We start from the raw sequence: 16,795 nt of genomic DNA on the forward strand, positions 1-16,795 counted from the left end.
CGTTCTTCGCAACTGCTATCAATTAGAGTCTAAGGTTAAAAAAGAAGTATGACTTAAATGTATATTTAATGTTAAGTTTTTTGTTGTTTATCTAGCTTGTTTTGAAAATCAGATCTGACAATTTCAAGTGCAGCCACCACTTCCTCAACAGGGAGATCATGCTCCTCTAACAACATAATGAGGTCGACGGCAAGCTTTACATGAGTTGGCGCTTGTTCTAAAGGGGTACTCATACTTGAAATTGTTCCTTTTTAGCGATTTGCGAAATGGCAAAATCAATCGCACGCTCTACCGCTTGTTCCATTTTTACACGCTCAGGCTGCGGCAGGTAAAACTCCATGTCGACATCGTAGCGAATATAACGCGATGGAAGTTGGTTCAAAACAGTACAACAAAAGTCAGCCATTACGTCTTCATCATAGATTTTATCTAACTTACGACGGACGATATGTTCGACTACCAGCTTTTCATAATAATTATGAATATCATCATGTAACTTCATACAGCCTCCTGCACATTCCTTTTAAGTTTATATCATAATAGCGGGGTTATCGAACAAAGCCAAAAAGGTTTGTTGATGGATATCTACAAGATGATCAACGTTGCGCTGATAGCCCCCACCAAGAGCAAAAGCTAATGGAATCTTGAGGCGATGTGCATACTCAAATACTATCGTGTCTCGAGCTTTAACACCTTGCTTTGAAACACTAAAGTGTCCTAGTTCATCACCTTGGTAAACGTCTGCGCCTGCGTTATAGAGGATGATGTCTGGCTGGTATAAACGGGTAGCAAGTTGTAAGGCTTCGCGGACAGTTGCCAAATATTGCGCGTCCTGTGTATTAATTGGTAAGGCAAAGTCCAAATCGGATTGCGGTTTAACGCGAGGAAAGTTACTTTCACAGTGGATGGAGCAGGTGATGATATCGTTTCTATTCTCTGTGATAGTAGCAGTGCCATCGCCTTGGTGCACGTCACAATCAAAGATCAGCACTCGCTCAACCTGTTGATGCGTGATGAGTAGTGCTGCGACCACTGCCCAATCATTAAATATACAAAATCCGCTGCCAAAATCGCGATGTGCGTGATGGTAGCCGCCGCTTAAGTTTGCTCCGAATCCATGTTCAAGTGCATACTTTGCTGCCGCTAAACTGCCACCTAGAGAAATCAAAGTGCGTTCCACGAGTTGCTCACTCCACGGAAAGCCCATTTTCTTTATCGCTTTTTCGCTCAACGTGCCGCTTAGAAAGGCATCAACGTAATTACTGTCGTGGCAAAGCTGCAGCGCATCAGGTGTGATTTTTTGCTCGGGCTGTTTGATAAAGTGGGTAAATTTACAGGCGTTTATTCGTTGATACAATTTTTGATATTTGCTGATGGGGAAGCGGTGCTTCTCTGGCAGGTTTAGCTCGCTATAAATAGGGTGGTAGTAAAGCATTAACGGCTCTGACTTTTCTCAACTTCTTGAATTTTTTGCTCGGTGGCGGAAATGGCTTTTCTACAGCGACCAAGGCGGGCATGAAGGGCTAATATTTCGGCATTGAGCTTGGTAGCCTGAGTGGGATCTGCTTTGTCCATCTGTAACCTTCTAATATCAATCATTTCTTGCAATCGACGCTCAAATTCATGATTTTGCGACAGCTCCTGATATAACTCATGGGACGACTGCATTATCTTCTGCACGGCCTTCTTATACACTTTGGCTTTTTTAGGTGTATTCAGTTTGTTTTCTTTCGCCCAGACGGGGGTTGATTTTAACACCTTCAACACGGCTTCCATTTGCGAGCCTATCCGCTCGATGGCAAATGTAAAGGCGTGACGTTGCTCACTTGGCGGCAGATGGGACATTGCTTCTGCTATTTCTTCAACATAGTCACTGAGCTTTAAGCTTTTAGTGCGAAATACACGGGCATCAAATAAGCTGGGTTGCGCCTGCATATAACGATTCTTATCAAACCATTTCGCGGAGTCAAATTGCGCTGCTTGTTGCTTTAAGCGGCTGACTTGTTGCTCAAGCTTGATAAGCCCTGTACTCATGATAAATAAGCCTCGAAAATGAGCTTGCCTGCAAGCACAATAACCACAGTGTTAAAGAGTGGTTTGATCAGTTTGTTGCCAAATTTAATGGCAGAGTGTGCACCAAGCCAAGCACCCAACATTAAAAATGCGCCCATTGTGATGCCCAGCATAAAATTAACATGGCCCAAGGCTACAAAGGTGATAAGCGAGATAAAATTGGAAACAAAGTTCATTGAGCGAGCAAGGCCACAGTTTAAAAGTAAGCTCATTTTATAGAGCATACTGTTCGATGCAGTCCAAAACGTGCCAGTACCAGGCCCTGCCATACCATCAAAAAACCCCAACGATAACCCTTGCGCCCATTGCTTGATTTTCAGTGCTTGATTAGCTTCTGGCAAGGTATGAGAGTCTGTTGGGCTTAGTCTACCGACTAAGCTATAAATTGCGACTGCGATGATAATAACGGGGATAAGCTTATTTAAAAACTCGATGCTCAGAAAATCGACCAGTAGCGTGCCCAATACGGCACCTATCGCGGTGGCGATAATAGAACCAATCCAAAAGCTAGGTTTGAATAACTGCTTTTTATAGTAGGTAAAGCTCGCGGTTAATGAGCCAAAACTCGCGGCAAGCTTGTTGGTACCTAAAGTTAAATGTGGAGGAAGGCCGGCAGTAAGCAAAGCTGGTACCGTCAACAGCCCACCACCACCTGCAATTGCATCAATAAATCCAGCAGCCAGTGCGACTAAGCAAAGTAACCCCCAAGTTGTGGGATCTAAAGCGAGTTCAAACATTATTAATCAATTTGCCTTTTGTATGGTGGCAGAGTATCAAGCATGGCTTTGCCATAACGTTTTGTAACTAAACGTCTATCTAAGATGGTGATACGGCCGGAGTCTGATTCCTTACGCAGCAGTCTACCACAGCTTTGTACTAATTTCTTTGCAGCATCGGGTACCGTGATAGATAAAAATGGATTCCCACCTTTACTTTGCACGAATTCCGCTTGGGCTTCCTCAATAGGGGACGTTGGCACGGCAAAAGGGATCTTAGTCACCACCAGGTTCTCTAGGTATTTACCGGGTAAATCTAGCCCCTCGGATAAGCTTTGTGTACCAAATAAGATACTGCCACGACCTAAGTCGATATTTGCTTTGTGGCGAGTGAGTAAGGCATCACGGGAAAGCTCACCCTGCACTAAAATATTGAGATTTTTACTTCTTAATTTCTCTACCACATGGTTCATTTGCCAATAAGAAGCAAACAGTACAAGGTTGGCCTTATTGGTGTCTAAATAAGTTGGCAGGGCATCCGCTAAATAATCGCTAAAGGCTTTATCCGTTGGGTCTGTTTGGGTTTTTGGCAAATGCAATGTTGCTTGATTGGGATAATCAAACGGAGAATCAGCCTTGATATATTTAACACCAGGCTCTTTTGCCAACCCACTTTCGTGGGCGAAATGATCGAATGTACCCAAAGCACTGAGGGTTGCGGAGCAGAGCACCGCACCTGCACACTCTCGCCAGAGGTTATCCTTCAAATAATAACCGACTTCAATCGGACAATCGCAAAGTAAATGGTCGTGATGGTGTTTGTATTCTAAGCGTTTTATCCATCTTGCATGTGGCACGCTGTCGCCTTTTCGAGCATAGCTAAACCAGAGTTTGTTGAGTTGTTCAAGCCGATTGATATATTGACCACTTTCAACCAACAAAGGATCGGCTAGAAATGCTTGCACATCGCCGTCTGAAACATCGCCCGACAGTGCATCATGCATCTTGGTAAGACAACGCAACGCATCTTGCGTGGCATCTGCGATATCTTTTGCTTTTACGGTGAGCGCTTCAGGTACTTCGCCATGACTGAAGCGGTAGGTATCGTCATCGTTATAGGTAAAGTCGCTCTGATCGAGTATATCTCTTACTGATCTGAGGTATTTAGCTGCATCATTAGCTGCATCGTTAAGTTTGAAATTCTGCCCGATGGCTTTTTGCGAAACCACTGTGTTTGCCATCTTTCCGCTAAACTTGAGTAGCTTTTCAAGCCATTCGATAGTGCCTTTAATCGTCGCTGCGGCAGAAGAAAAATCTCTGGTAATATGGGGCAGGTGGTGTGCTTCATCAATTACGTAAAATGTTTCTTCTGGTTCCGGTAATATCGTCCCGCCACCCAATTCTAAGTCGGCCAGCAACAAGGCATGATTAATCACCAGTACATCCATTTGTGCAATCTTTTGTCTAGCCAAATGAAAAGGGCATAAGTGATGAGACTTTAATTGGCGTTGGCAGGCGTGTTTATCACAGGCGATAACATTCCACACTTTATCCGGAATTGTGTCTTCCCAGCTATCTCTGTCACCTTGCCAGCGCTTTTCTTGGTATGCAAGTGCTAACTCTCTTAAGCATTTTTGCTCCATTTTAGAAAGCGGGCTGCTGGTTGTCGGCATCATCGACATTTGCATGTCATCATCGCTTACGGCAGCCATCAGTTTTTGTACACAAATGTAGCGTTGACGGCCTTTTACAAGATCAAATTTAAAGTCTATACCTGAATGTTCTTTTAAAAATGGCAACTCTTTGTTGATTAGTTGTTCTTGTAAGGCAACGGTTGCAGTTGAAATGACAAGTTTCTTTTTACTTGAGAGTGAAACGGGAAGCGCGCCGAGTAGGTAGGCTAAAGATTTTCCAGTGCCCGTTCCTGCTTCAATGACACAAATACGTTGGGTGCGGTGATAATCACCAGAGAGCGTTTTTGCTATTTCGGCGACCAGATAATTTTGACTCGGACGAGGATGAAAGCCATCTAAAGCGGAGGCGACATTTTGATGTGCTTGGCGGATGGTTTTTTTTAGTTTGTCTGAGAGCATAATCTATTTAGCCTAGAATTCTAATATGAAGCAAACCTACCGCTTGAGTCTCGATTTTTAGTTAATCACTGCTTTCACGGATAGGTTTTATTCTGTTTGTGACTTTATGTTCAATAAACAGGTGGATATAATTACAGTGATTCGTCTATTTTAGGGTGGTATTGGAGTTGGCACAAGCGATATATCAGGGCTTTGTTTTATCGAGACAGCAGATGCAGGTAAATGGCCAACTGCGCTTGTGTTATTGGCTCAAATCGCAACATCAGTTACTCAAGGTGTGGGTAGAGGATGAGCAGCCCCTCTTTTTCATTAAACAAGATAAAAAAACGGAAGTAGAACTACTGCTAAGTCGCGCTAAGTTGCAGTTTAGTATCTCGCCAAGTCAACTAAAGCACTTCGATCAAGCCCCTGTTTGTGTTGTGAAATTTCGCACCTTGAATCACTTCTATGAGGCAAAACAGCTACTTGAAAATAAAGTCGCATTATATGAAGAGGATATTCGCCATTCCGACCGCTATTTAATGGAGCGCTTTATTCGCGGAGCCGCTTGGGTCAAAGGTAAAGCCACGCAAAAATCAGGCTATATCGAAATTACTCAGGCGCAATTTAAAGCTTGTGATGATTATAGACCACACCTTGAAATGCTTTCTATCGACATAGAGTGTAACGGCGAGGGGGTCTTGTTTTCGGTGGGTTTAGTGACCGATACGGAAAAGCTGGTGATCATGATAGGTGAGGCGCAGCATGCTGCTGTAAATGTAGTTTGGGTTGAAGATGAAATTGCGTTATTAGAAGAGCTAGTAACGCAAGTGAATCGTTTAGACCCTGATGTGTTAATCGGATGGAACGTGATTGAGTTCGATGCCGCAATACTTGTGGAACGCGCACAGGCTAACGGCGTCGCACTTGCGATAGGGCGAGATGGTGGAGTAATGTCTACCTTCAAAGGTAACTATACCCGGGTGTTTATTCCGGGGAGAGTGATGCTAGATGGCATCGATATGATGAAAAATGCGACCTATCACTTTGAAACATTTAAACTGAGCTTTGTGGCTGAGAAGATTTTGGGTACTACCAAGCTTATCGCACAGGATGACAGGCTTGAGGAAATCCTCAGGCAGTTTCATCATGATAAACCGGCGCTTGCAGCGTATAACTTACAAGATTGTCAGTTGGTGTTAGACATTTTTAGTAAACTTAACTTGCTTGACTTTGCTCTCGCTCGAACTCAGTTGACGGGACTGGAACTTGAAAAAATGGGCGGCTCAGTCGCTGCTTTTACTAACTTGTATTTACCGTTACTACACCGTAGCGGTTACATTGCACCGAATTTATCTGAGCATGGCATTAACTTTGACAGTCCCGGCGGTTATGTCATGGACTCAAAGCCGGGCCTCTACCAAAATATTTTGGTACTCGATTTCAAAAGCCTCTACCCCTCAATTATCCGCACTTTTTGCATTGACCCTATGGGGTTAATAGAAGGATTACAACATCCTGAATATGCCATTGATGGCTTTAATAAAGGTAAATTTAGCCGCACGGAACATCACTTACCGGGTTTAGTCGCTGCGCTTTCCAGTGCACGTGAACAAGCTAAATTAGACAAAGATATGATGCTCTCGCAGGCGATTAAAATCATCATGAATAGCTTGTACGGCGTACTTGGTTCTAAAGGCTGTCGCTTTTACGACCCACGTCTTGCAAGTTCAATAACGATGCGCGGTCATCAAATAATGCAACAAACTCGCTCTTGGATTGAGCAGCTCGGGTATGAAGTGATTTATGGTGATACTGACTCAACTTTCGTCTGTTTACCCGAGTCTTTGAGTAGCGAGGCGTGCCAAGCAATAGGTAAGCAATTGATGACAGATATTAACGAGCGCTGGCGCGCACTGCTTACGAAGGACTTTGCCCTTCACAGTCATTTAGAAATAGAGTTTGAAACACATTACAGTCCATTTTTTATGCCCACCATTCGTGGCCAAGAAGTTGGCTCTAAAAAGCGTTATGTCGGGCAGATCAGAGAACTTGGCGAGCAAAAGCTGGTTTTTAAAGGAATGGAGACCGTGCGTAGTGATTGGACGGAAATTGCAAAGGAATATCAACAAGCAATAATTCGCGCGCTGTTTGACGGGCTCGACACAGTTGAGATCACCCATCAATACATAAATGAGATTTTCGCTGGAAAAGTAGACGAAAAACTCATTTATAAAAAGAAGCTTGGTAAGTCAGTTGAATTATATACAAAAAATATCCCTCCCCAAGTAAAAGCGGCGAAACAAGCTATCGAAGATGGGTTGTTGCAAACCGCCAAAAAGGGGGCACAAATACCGTACTATTTAAGTACCGATGGACCAAAGTTCGCACAGCAAGGTAAGCTGGTAGATATTGATTACTATCAATACGTTGAAAAACAAATTCTTCCTATATATCAGATGCTTCCAAATGCTTCTAAGCTATCAATTCGCTCTGATGGGCAGCAAAGTTTCGATTTGCTTTAATCGAGATCGTACTATCAAACTGCCTGCGTCTTCCTGTTCTAAAATTAATTATTTAGTTAAATACACTAAAATAAAGTTCCTTTTTTGTTAACTTAAAAGCCACCTCTTGCTCGATTATCACTCTATTGTTCTGTTTTTAGGGATTCTATTTTTTCAACTTAAATATTTTTTGTAATTTGTAACTTAAATTCAATTAGTTATTGCTTGGTGTTGTTGTGCCTTAAAATGGTAATTGCAAAAAACAGTATAATTAACCTTGATCATTGGTCTGGTGTTTGTTTAATATTCTGCCCTAATGTTGCTATTTTAGAAATTAAAAGGCAGCAAAATAATAATTAATACAATTTATTTACAATAAGATAATTCAGGGTGATTCACATGCTAAACAATAAGTTAACTAAGGCGGTTCGCTTAGCAATCGCGTTTGGTGGCGCTAGCGCTGCCGTGTTTGCAACCAATGCAGTTGCAGAAGAAGAAGGCGCGAAAAGCGTTGAGCGCATTGAAGTTACAGGTTCTCGCTTAAAGCGCACCGACCTAGAATCTACAGCTCCAATCACTGTTATCGGCGGCGAAGCGCTTGGCGATATGGGTATCAGCAACGTTGGTGAATTTGTTCAATCGAATCCAGTTATGTCTGGATCACCAGCAACAACAACGCGTAACAATGGCGGTAGTGGTGGTGTATTTGTAGAGCTACGTGGTTTGGGTTCAGAGCGTACGCTAGTACTCATCAACGGTCGTAAGCCTGTAAGTTCTGACTTCCAGAATATTCCAGCTGCAATGATCGATCGTATCGAAATCCTAAAAGATGGTGCCTCGGTGGCGTATGGCTCGTCAGCAATGGCTGGTGTTGTAAACATCATCACCAAAAAAGAACTTACTGGTGTTGAAGTTAAAGCAACAACGTCTTGGTATGATATGTTTAGCGGTGGTAAAGAGCAAAGCTTCCAACTAGTTGGTGGTAAAGAGTTCGATGCAGGCCATATCACTGTGGGTTTCGATTATACCAAGCAGGATCCAATCTATCAGGGTGATGTGAAAGACGTTAACTTCTTCCAGTATCCTTGGCAGGTGCTCTCAGAAAAAGGTGCTAAGAGCTTTTACGAGAACGGTTTAATTCCAGATGGTGACAATGCGAACGTATTCATTTTAGGTTCTGGTTCTACTCCTTGTGGTAACTTCTACGTTGAAGGTAAGGGTAACTTTACCAACGATAAATGTCCAAGTGGTGGTGACGGTAAGCCTTCTCTAAGTGATATGCGTCCATTTGTCGGCGGTGGTGAAGTAAACGATACTTACAACTACAACCCAGTAAACTTAATGCAAACACCTTTTGAAGTGATTAACTTCTTTGTAGATACTTCATTTGAGTTAAACGATGACCTTGTTGTATATACAGAAACACGTATCAACAAGCGTACTTCAAAACAGGAGCTTGCAGCTGTACCTTTCGACACAGCCTATGATCCAGGTTATGTAGTCACCCTTTCAAATGGCTCGACAGCTAATGGTGTATCAGCTGATAACTACTACAACCCATTCGGTGAAGATGTTTATCGTTCTCGTCGTCGTATGCTAGAAGGTGGTCGTTACTTCGAACAAGATTATGTTCGTTTCCAACAAGTTGCAGGTCTAAAGGGCGCAATTAACGACAACTGGCAGTTTGATGCTTACTACAACTATGGTGCAAATAGCCTTCAAGATACTGACTTTGGTCAGCTTTACGGCCCACACCTAGCAAAAGCTTTAGGTCCATCATTCAAAGATGACGCTGGTAATGTGGTATGTGGTACGCCTGACGCACCTATTTCTGATTGTGTATCGTTAAATGTATTTGGTGGCCCAGGTACTGTGACTCAAGAGATGCTTGACTACATTACTGCACCACTAGGCGATCACTACAATGATTCATTCCACCAAGTTCGTGTAGATGTGTTTGGTGAGCTATTTGAAATCCCTGCTGGTTATGTTTCAAGTGCATTTGGCCTTGAGTATTACACCACTGAGTTTGAACAAGTAAATGACTCTGGCAAGTTCTTTGACTCAGTGACTGGTAATACTAGTAAGCCACTAACAGGTCTATCTAAGAATTATACAGCTGCGTCTGCAGAGTTCTTGATCCCGTTAGTACGTGATTTAGGTGTTGAATCTGCAGATTTGACACTAGGCGCACGTTATGATGACTTTAGCACAACAGGTTCAAACTTCTCTTGGATGGCTAAAATTGAGTCAAACATTTTTGATGGCTTAAAGTTCCGTGCAAACTATTCAGAAGTATATCGTGAACCAACGCTAAGCGATTTGTATTCGCCAGAGCTTGATTCATTTGAAAGCGCTTCAGATCCGTGTTCTGCGGCAAACATTGGTGGTTTATCTGCAGCAGGTCAGGCTAAATGTCTTGAAATGGGTGCTCCAGCTGGCGGCCACAACAGTGCAGATGCGCAAGTTCGTACACGTTTAGGCGGCAACACAGGTGTTCAATCTGAAGAAGGTGAAACATTCACTATTGGTTTTGTGTGGGCTCCTGACTTTGTTGAAAACTTAGGTATTACTATTGATTACTGGGATATCAACATTGACGGTAAAATTGGTTCTCTAGCAACTGATGATATTCTGCAGGGTTGTTATGCTGGTCTTATCGAAGATATGTGTGCAAAAATCTCACGTGGCTTTGATGGCTCGGTTGATCGTGTAGACAGTCGTACAACAAACTTACAAAGCATGACTGCTCGTGGTATCGATCTTGATGTGAACTATTCATTTGACACAGACTTCGGTGCATTTGTAGCTAGCGTATCATGGACTCACTTCTTAGAGCGTGGCGAAGAAAACTTTGATGGTGAAACAGGTACCTTTATCGTTGAAGATCTAGTTGGCAAATTTGAAGATGACACATCTTATTTTGAAGATAAAATCTTATTCAATCTACGTTATGACCTAGACAATCTTCGTGTTGTGTGGGCAGCAAACTACCAATCAGGTCTAGAGTACGGTGATCTAACTTACATTAAGCGTGATAATTATGATTCATTGGCAGGCTTAGTTGCTAAAGTTGATTCATATGTGTATCACGATTTAACGGCACAATACTCATTTGATACAAACACAACAGTGCAAGCTGGTATCCGAAACCTAACAGACGAGCTACCTCCTTATATCGAAACAGCGTTCAACGCGAACACGGATGAAAGTAACTTCAAGCTATTCGGTCGTCAGTTCTTCTTGGGTGTAACTCAAAAGTTCTAACCGAATTTAGCAATTTTGACCCAAATCGGCCTCAGTTGAGGTCGATTTTTTTTAATCTCACATTCCAGTCTCCCCCTTCTCGTATTAAATCCACTCAATCTATAACAAGCTCTTCGATAGTTGTTTATTTTATTGTTGATATGAGTTTTCTATGTTTACCGAATGTTATGCCTCGCCGTGTGTAAATGTAGTCTTTGTACCTTTACTGTTGCATAAAGTGTGGTTTTTTGCGATGAATTACAAAAGTGACAAAAAAAGTGAACTTATTTTTACTTTTATAACGTCATGAAAATAAAAGAGAAAAGTGAAATTTAATGTTAAAATTATGCCGTTTTGGGTTTATTTTATGAAATGATTGTTGACCCTATGTTGGTACTAAAAGTAGTATAAGCCTCGACACAATAACTCAAGCAATTTTAGAAACTAGATTTATCTTATCTTAATCTTTTGTTTTTATTGAGTTTTTGTTTATTAAAATAAAAATCAGGGATCATCAATCATGTTGAATAATAAAGTAAGCAAAGCTGTTCGTTTAGCGATCGCTTTCGGTGCAGCATCAACTGCCGTACTTGCAAGCGCTGCAGTATCAGCTGAAGAAAACACTGAAGAAGTAGAACGTATTCAAGTTACTGGTTCAAAGATCAAGCGTATCGCTGCAACGGCACCAACTCCAGTCGTTGTTATCGGTAGAGTAGAGCTTGAAAACGCGGGCGTTAGTAACGTAAACGACTTCCTATCTGAAATGCCAGCTGCAGAGGTTGGCCTAAGTCCTGAAAACTCTAATAACTATATCTATGCCAACGGTCTAAATACAACTGACCTTCGTGGTTTGGGTTCTAGTCGTACTCTTGTTCTTGTTAACGGCCGTCGCTTTATCGGTGGTTCTGCTGGTGATAACACTGTAGATTTGAATAACATCGCGACTTCAATGATCGAGCGTATTGAAATCTCGACAGGTGGTGCATCAGCGGTATACGGTGCTGATGCGGTAGCTGGTGTTGTTAATATCATTACTCGTACTTCTTTTGACGGTATTGAGATTGACGCTGCAACAACTCGTCCATTTGAAGGCGGTGGTGAGCAAACTTTTGCTTCACTTGTTTTCGGTAAAGAGTTCGATGGTGGTGGTTTTATCTTCAACTATGATTTTGCTGACCAAAAACAAATGGCTAAGCGTGATAAATCATGGTGGTATGACAACCCTGTTTCTTCAGTACCTAACCCAAATAATACAAGTGGCGATGATGGTATCCCTGCTAATATTCCTTATGAAGGCAAAAAGCACTATGGCTTATATGATGAGTCAAGTGAGTTTTTCTTGGGTGGTAAACAGTGGACTTTCGATGAAAATCTAGCTCTTCGTGAATTTGACACAGGTAGTGGTTATCTTCCAAGTGACCCAACTGCTTCACTTTACCGTTACTACGCAGGTGAATATAGAGATGGCCTAGAAGAAGGCGCTGACGAATTCTTCCGTACACCGCTAACGCGTCATACTTTTAACATTGCGGGTAATTATGAGATTAATGATAATCACCGTCTATCTTTTGATACTGTGTATTCATTAAGCTCTGCATTTGGTCAAAGTACACCGGTATTCTGGCGTTCACTAAATATCCGTAAAGATAATGCTTTCATTAAGCAAGATCTTCGCGACTTAATGGAAGAAAACGGTGCTGATTCAATCTCTATGCGTCGTTTAAGTAATGACTTTGGTCCACGTAAGTATGACCAAGAGCGTTCAACATTCCGTGCATCTATTGGTTTAGACGGTTATATCAATGACAACTGGTCATACTCAACTTACTTTCAACACGGCCGCTTAAAGCAAGATACTAAGTGGTTTGGTGAAGTAATTGAAGAAAACCTATACAACGCACTTGATGCAGTTATGTTTGAAGGTAATGTTGTTTGTGCCGACAGAAACGATGCTGGTGAGGTAGTCGGTGCGCTTAGTGGTTGTGCTCCTATTAACTTCTTAGGTAGCCCAGAGCATTCAGCAGAAGCAATTGAGTACATTTCTACTGTTGCAACAGCAGAGCATGGTGGAACACAAACAAGCTTTGGCGCAACGGTTACAGGCGATGTGTATGAGTTACCAGCAGGCCCAATCGGCACAGCATTTAGCTTTGAATGGCGTCGTGACTCAGCTTATGAAGAGCCAGGCACAGGTATTCGCAAAGGTATTATCTTTGGTAACTCTGGTTTAGCATACTCAGGTGCACTTAACGTTAAAGAATATGCGGCTGAAGTAATTGTTCCATTGGTAGCTGATCAAGCGTGGGCACAAGAGCTTAATCTAGAGCTTGCATATCGTTATATGGATTACTCATCAACGGGTGGTGACACCGCATATAAAGTGGGTCTAACTTACCAATTAAATGACGATATCCGTTTCCGTGCAACTGTTGCTGAGTCTGTACGTGCACCTAACATCGAAGAGCTATACTCTGCGGCAGGTACACAATATAGTTCAGGTCGTTATGACCAATGTGCTGCTAACACGATTCAGAATACTGATGAAAAGTATAAAGCAAACGTAATCAAAAACTGTGCTGCAGCAGGTATTCCTGAAGGTTGGATGCCATCTCAGACATGGCGTGATAGCGGTAGTATGGAAGGTAAGCTAGGTGGCAATAACAACCTTGACAACGAAGTGTCAAAAGATATGGTTGTAGGTTTCGTTTATACACCTACATCACTAGAAGGCTTCGATATCACTGTTGATTACTGGAGCTTTGAAATTACCAACGCGATTGAAAACTACGGCTACACAAGTTTAGCTAGAAACTGTTACAGAGCTGATAGCTTAGATAATCCTTTCTGTGGTTTCATTACTCGTGATGAAAATCATGAAGTGGTTAGCTTCTTCCAAACTTCTCTAAACGCAGCTGAAGAGAAGAAGAGCGGTGTAGATATCGAGTCTGTATATGATTTCGAAACTAGCTTTGGTGAGTTTGGTGTTAAGCTAACAGCAACTTATGTTGAAAACTATGAAATTAACCAAACTGGTAACCCAATCGACCTACTTGTGAACACTGGTGAGCAAGATCACATGAGATGGCGCGGTCGCTTGAACACTAGCTATGAGTACGGAGATTTCAGAGCTGTGTTAGTTGCAAACTACCGTCACAGTGCTGTAAATGACCGTAACGGCTGGAACATCGAGCAACACGATTATAACGATATTCCATCTTATACAACGTTCGATTTATCAATGAACTATCGTATACATTGAAAATGTAGATCTACGTTTCGGTATTCAAAATATGTTCGACAGAACACCACCTAGACACCCTCTAGCGTTTGAAGACACTAGCTGGTACGATCCAATCGGTCGTCGCGCTACTGTTGGTGTGAACATCAAGCTATAATTTTTATAGTGATAAAAAGCCGCTCAATGAGCGGCTTTTTTGTTTTTGAAGATTTTCCTGCCTACAAGTAGATGAATTAATTAATTGAGTTGGTTTAATGCGCCATTGTATAAAGCAACATAAAGATCTACCTGTGCTTAACTATATAATACCAATTAGTCTTAATACTTGCTCAATTTGAAGGAACAAATCTGACGCTAACTGCGTTAAAAATTTCTCATTTAGAACAACTAAATAGCAAAATTTTCGCCTAGTTATCGACAAGATTTTCTCGCCTCAAAATAGATCACTTAATTAAGCTAATTGGTATAAGTTATTCGTCATCCAAAAGTCATGTATGCTAACTTACATCGACGACCTTACTGGCTTTACGATAGCGTATTTTGAAGCCACTCCAGGCTGGCAGTTCCCACCTTTTTGGTGCCTCTTTCCTTGTACCGTTGACATGAGTAAGCTCGATTCTTTTTCCTTTAAAGTTATAGTTTACCGCCATAGTCAGCTCAGGAATTGACCATGTTAGCGGAAACTTTTCAATAAATGGTATTAACTCCCACGTTTCAACTTCATTGTATAGCAAGTCTTGTTCGCTGATTAGCTCTAGATCGTCATAGCTTTCAATACCAAGAGCCGTTAGCTTCTCACTTAAAAAGTAGTTGAGTGTGGGTACAAGTTCATCGCGTCCATGGAATTGATAGAACAATGCAGTCTGCTCAATACTAGCTTCTATTTGCTCGGCCAAACCTGGAAATAGCGTATTATTTTGAATCAGAGATACTAAGGCATAAACAACATTCTCTGGGTTATCAAGACGTTTAGTTTCTCGGCCTAAAACCTCGTCACTGTAATGCGTAATAAACTCACCCCAAAGCTCATCATTATCAATGTAGGCCGAGTGCAATGTTTGGTTGCCGAGTCCCATTTCAAGTAATTGCTTTTTCGTTAGTCCTGCATTACACATCGCGAGTGTTTTAGCTTGCTTGGTGCCTTTCCCAGCGAGTGAGAAAGTATCTAATACCAGTAATGCTTCTGCCTCTCCCGAGGCGCGAGTATGGTTTGAAGGCATGACTTCAGCGAAGCCATTATTAAAACCATTGCGACGGTTTTGCTTATTGATATAAACCCAATGTGGCATTAGCTTAGCTAACTCAATGACGAGTTTGTCATGATCAAAACTGGCTGCTTTATCCAAAGGCGGTAGTGCAAATGCTTCACGCAATTGCGTGCTAAATTGCTGTGCTTCTGTGAGCGCCTCAGGCGTAATATCAATTAATTCTTCGGTTTGTCCTCTCACCACCGCGATAGCGATTTCTATATCAGAGCCTCGAGTAAATCGGTTATTTAATCTTGTTAAGCGCTCTACATTATTAGGCAGCTGGTAGACTCGGGCAGGTACAGATAGAAGCGAAATAAGGTCAATAGCAGCTTGGCGCAGCGTGTTTGAAGCCAATTTATGGATCACATAACCAAACTCAAAATCGACGGGCAGCGGGTATAACTGCTTGCCAAGCGGAGTTGCTATATATTGTTCATTAATGGCTTCTAATGCTATAAGCTGCTGTTTAGCTTTACTTAGTGAGCTTTCTGGGAGTGGGTCGATAAAATCGATAGACGAGACGCCCGTTGTTGCGCAGCCCGCCGCAAGTACGAGCTCTGCCAAGGATTCTCTTTGTATTTCAGGCGGGGTGCTGTCTATCAATGGCGCATATTGGCCATATAACCGGATACATAATCCTGGTTGTGTGCGTCCAGCGCGTCCTAGACGTTGCTTTGCTGAATCTCTTGCAATCGCATCTAAGCCTAATACGGTTTTTCCAAGGCGTAAATGAGTACGGCGCTCAAGCCCTGAGTCAATCACGCAAGTGACATTAGGAATGGTAAGGGAGGTTTCTGCCACATTGGTTGCGAGAATAATTCGACGTGTACTTTGCGCGGTTAATGCGATGTGCTGAGCCTCTGGGCTGCAGCCACTATATAAGCCAACGGTAGTCGTTGGCAGCGCTTTCACTTTAGCCAAGCTTGCTTGGATCTCCGCCTTGCCAGGTAAAAAGACTAAAATATCGCCTTGGCAATGTTGCAGTGCATATTGGCAAGCGGCAAAAACTCGTGCATCAAGTTGCTCTTTGTGGGGCATAGATCTTGGCTCGGGAGCGTGAAAATACTCTTCAACAGGGTAAATAAATCCTTCAGATTCTAAGATAGGAGCATCTAAATACGATGCTAATTTTTGGCTGTTTAATGTCGCCGAGGTAACGATTAGTTTGTGTGATTGAGCCTGCTTTAAGAGTGCCAATAATAAATCCATGTCCCAGCGTCTTTCATGAAATTCATCCAACATAACGACGCTGAATTCTGCAAGCTTGCTCTCGAAAAACCACCTTAATGCGACGCCTGGCGTTGCATAAACTACCTGAGTGTCCGGTGAAAACTTACCTTCAAAACGGATCGCAAAGCCTATTTTTTGTCCAAGAGAGGAGCCACTTTGCTCCGCGACATATTCAGCCAAAGAGGTACAAGCAATACGTCTAGGCTCAATGACTAATACTCTGCCATGTTGTGAGGCCCAAAGCGGTAGTTGGGTTGATTTGCCTGAACCTGTTGTGGCACATACAACAATCGCATTTTGTTCGTTTAGTGTTTGAGTAAACTGAGGCTGTAAAGATTCAATGGGTAAAGACATAGCAGTTCATTTGCATTTTTTCGCCATAGTAACAAAGTTTGCTTGAAAAAGCGGGAGCCAGTACCAATTAATATTTGATGGATTATTCAACCTGAACTCGGAATAAGAAGTT

General features: G+C 42.3%; 10 protein-coding genes. 3 read left to right on the forward strand and 7 right to left on the reverse strand.

The genetic code is table 11. The annotated features are described in order from the left end of the window. Nucleotides 1-71 precede the first annotated feature (71 nt). Genes B1L02_RS04375 through dinG form a run of 6 tightly spaced genes read right to left on the reverse strand, consistent with a single transcriptional unit; the run spans nt 72 to nt 4,882 of the window. Nucleotides 72-233, reverse strand: coding sequence for a DUF2496 domain-containing protein (locus B1L02_RS04375; protein WP_088530071.1), 162 nt, complete (start codon nt 231-233; stop codon nt 72-74). After that, nucleotides 230-502, reverse strand: coding sequence for a late competence development ComFB family protein (locus B1L02_RS04380; RefSeq protein ID WP_010606573.1), 273 nt, complete (start codon nt 500-502; stop codon nt 230-232). Before B1L02_RS04380 ends, B1L02_RS04375 begins: the two co-directional genes overlap by 4 nt. Nucleotides 503-529: 27 nt before the next feature. Beyond that, a complete protein-coding gene (locus tag B1L02_RS04385; RefSeq protein WP_088530072.1) occupies nt 530-1,435 on the reverse strand; it encodes a histone deacetylase in 906 nt (301 codons plus the stop codon). Then, on the reverse strand, nt 1,435-2,034 hold the full coding sequence (locus B1L02_RS04390; RefSeq protein ID WP_088530073.1) for a primosomal replication protein: 600 nt from the start codon (nt 2,032-2,034) through the stop codon (nt 1,435-1,437). The genes B1L02_RS04385 and B1L02_RS04390 overlap by 1 nt, the downstream gene beginning before the upstream one ends. Beyond that, entirely contained in the window at nt 2,031-2,810 is a 780-nt protein-coding gene (locus B1L02_RS04395; protein ID WP_088530074.1) for a TSUP family transporter, read from the reverse strand. The genes B1L02_RS04390 and B1L02_RS04395 overlap by 4 nt, the downstream gene beginning before the upstream one ends. Nucleotides 2,811-2,812: 2 nt before the next feature. Further along, on the reverse strand, nt 2,813-4,882 hold the full coding sequence (gene dinG / locus B1L02_RS04400) for an ATP-dependent DNA helicase DinG (protein ID WP_088530075.1): 2,070 nt from the start codon (nt 4,880-4,882) through the stop codon (nt 2,813-2,815). A 167-nt stretch (nt 4,883-5,049) separates the two neighbouring features. On the opposite strand from dinG, the gene B1L02_RS04405 reads away from it, so the two are divergent. The 3 genes from B1L02_RS04405 (at nt 5,050) to B1L02_RS04415 (ending at nt 13,870) form a co-directional block, all read left to right on the forward strand. After that, a complete protein-coding gene (locus B1L02_RS04405) occupies nt 5,050-7,386 on the forward strand; it encodes a DNA polymerase II (RefSeq protein WP_088532240.1) in 2,337 nt (778 codons plus the stop codon). Nucleotides 7,387-7,764: 378 nt separating this feature from the next. After that, entirely contained in the window at nt 7,765-10,632 is a 2,868-nt protein-coding gene (locus B1L02_RS04410; protein ID WP_088530076.1) for a TonB-dependent receptor plug domain-containing protein, read from the forward strand. A 499-nt stretch (nt 10,633-11,131) separates the two neighbouring features. Continuing rightward, a complete protein-coding gene (locus tag B1L02_RS04415; protein ID WP_232003135.1) occupies nt 11,132-13,870 on the forward strand; it encodes a TonB-dependent receptor plug domain-containing protein in 2,739 nt (912 codons plus the stop codon). 476 nt (nt 13,871-14,346) lie between these two features. Here the strand turns inward: B1L02_RS04415 and B1L02_RS04420 are convergent, their stop codons facing one another. Beyond that, nucleotides 14,347-16,683, reverse strand: coding sequence for a DEAD/DEAH box helicase (locus tag B1L02_RS04420; RefSeq protein WP_088530077.1), 2,337 nt, complete (start codon nt 16,681-16,683; stop codon nt 14,347-14,349). Nucleotides 16,684-16,795 lie beyond the last annotated feature (112 nt).

The organism is Pseudoalteromonas piscicida (assembly GCF_002208135.1).
GTDB lineage: Bacteria > Pseudomonadota > Gammaproteobacteria > Enterobacterales > Alteromonadaceae > Pseudoalteromonas > Pseudoalteromonas piscicida_A.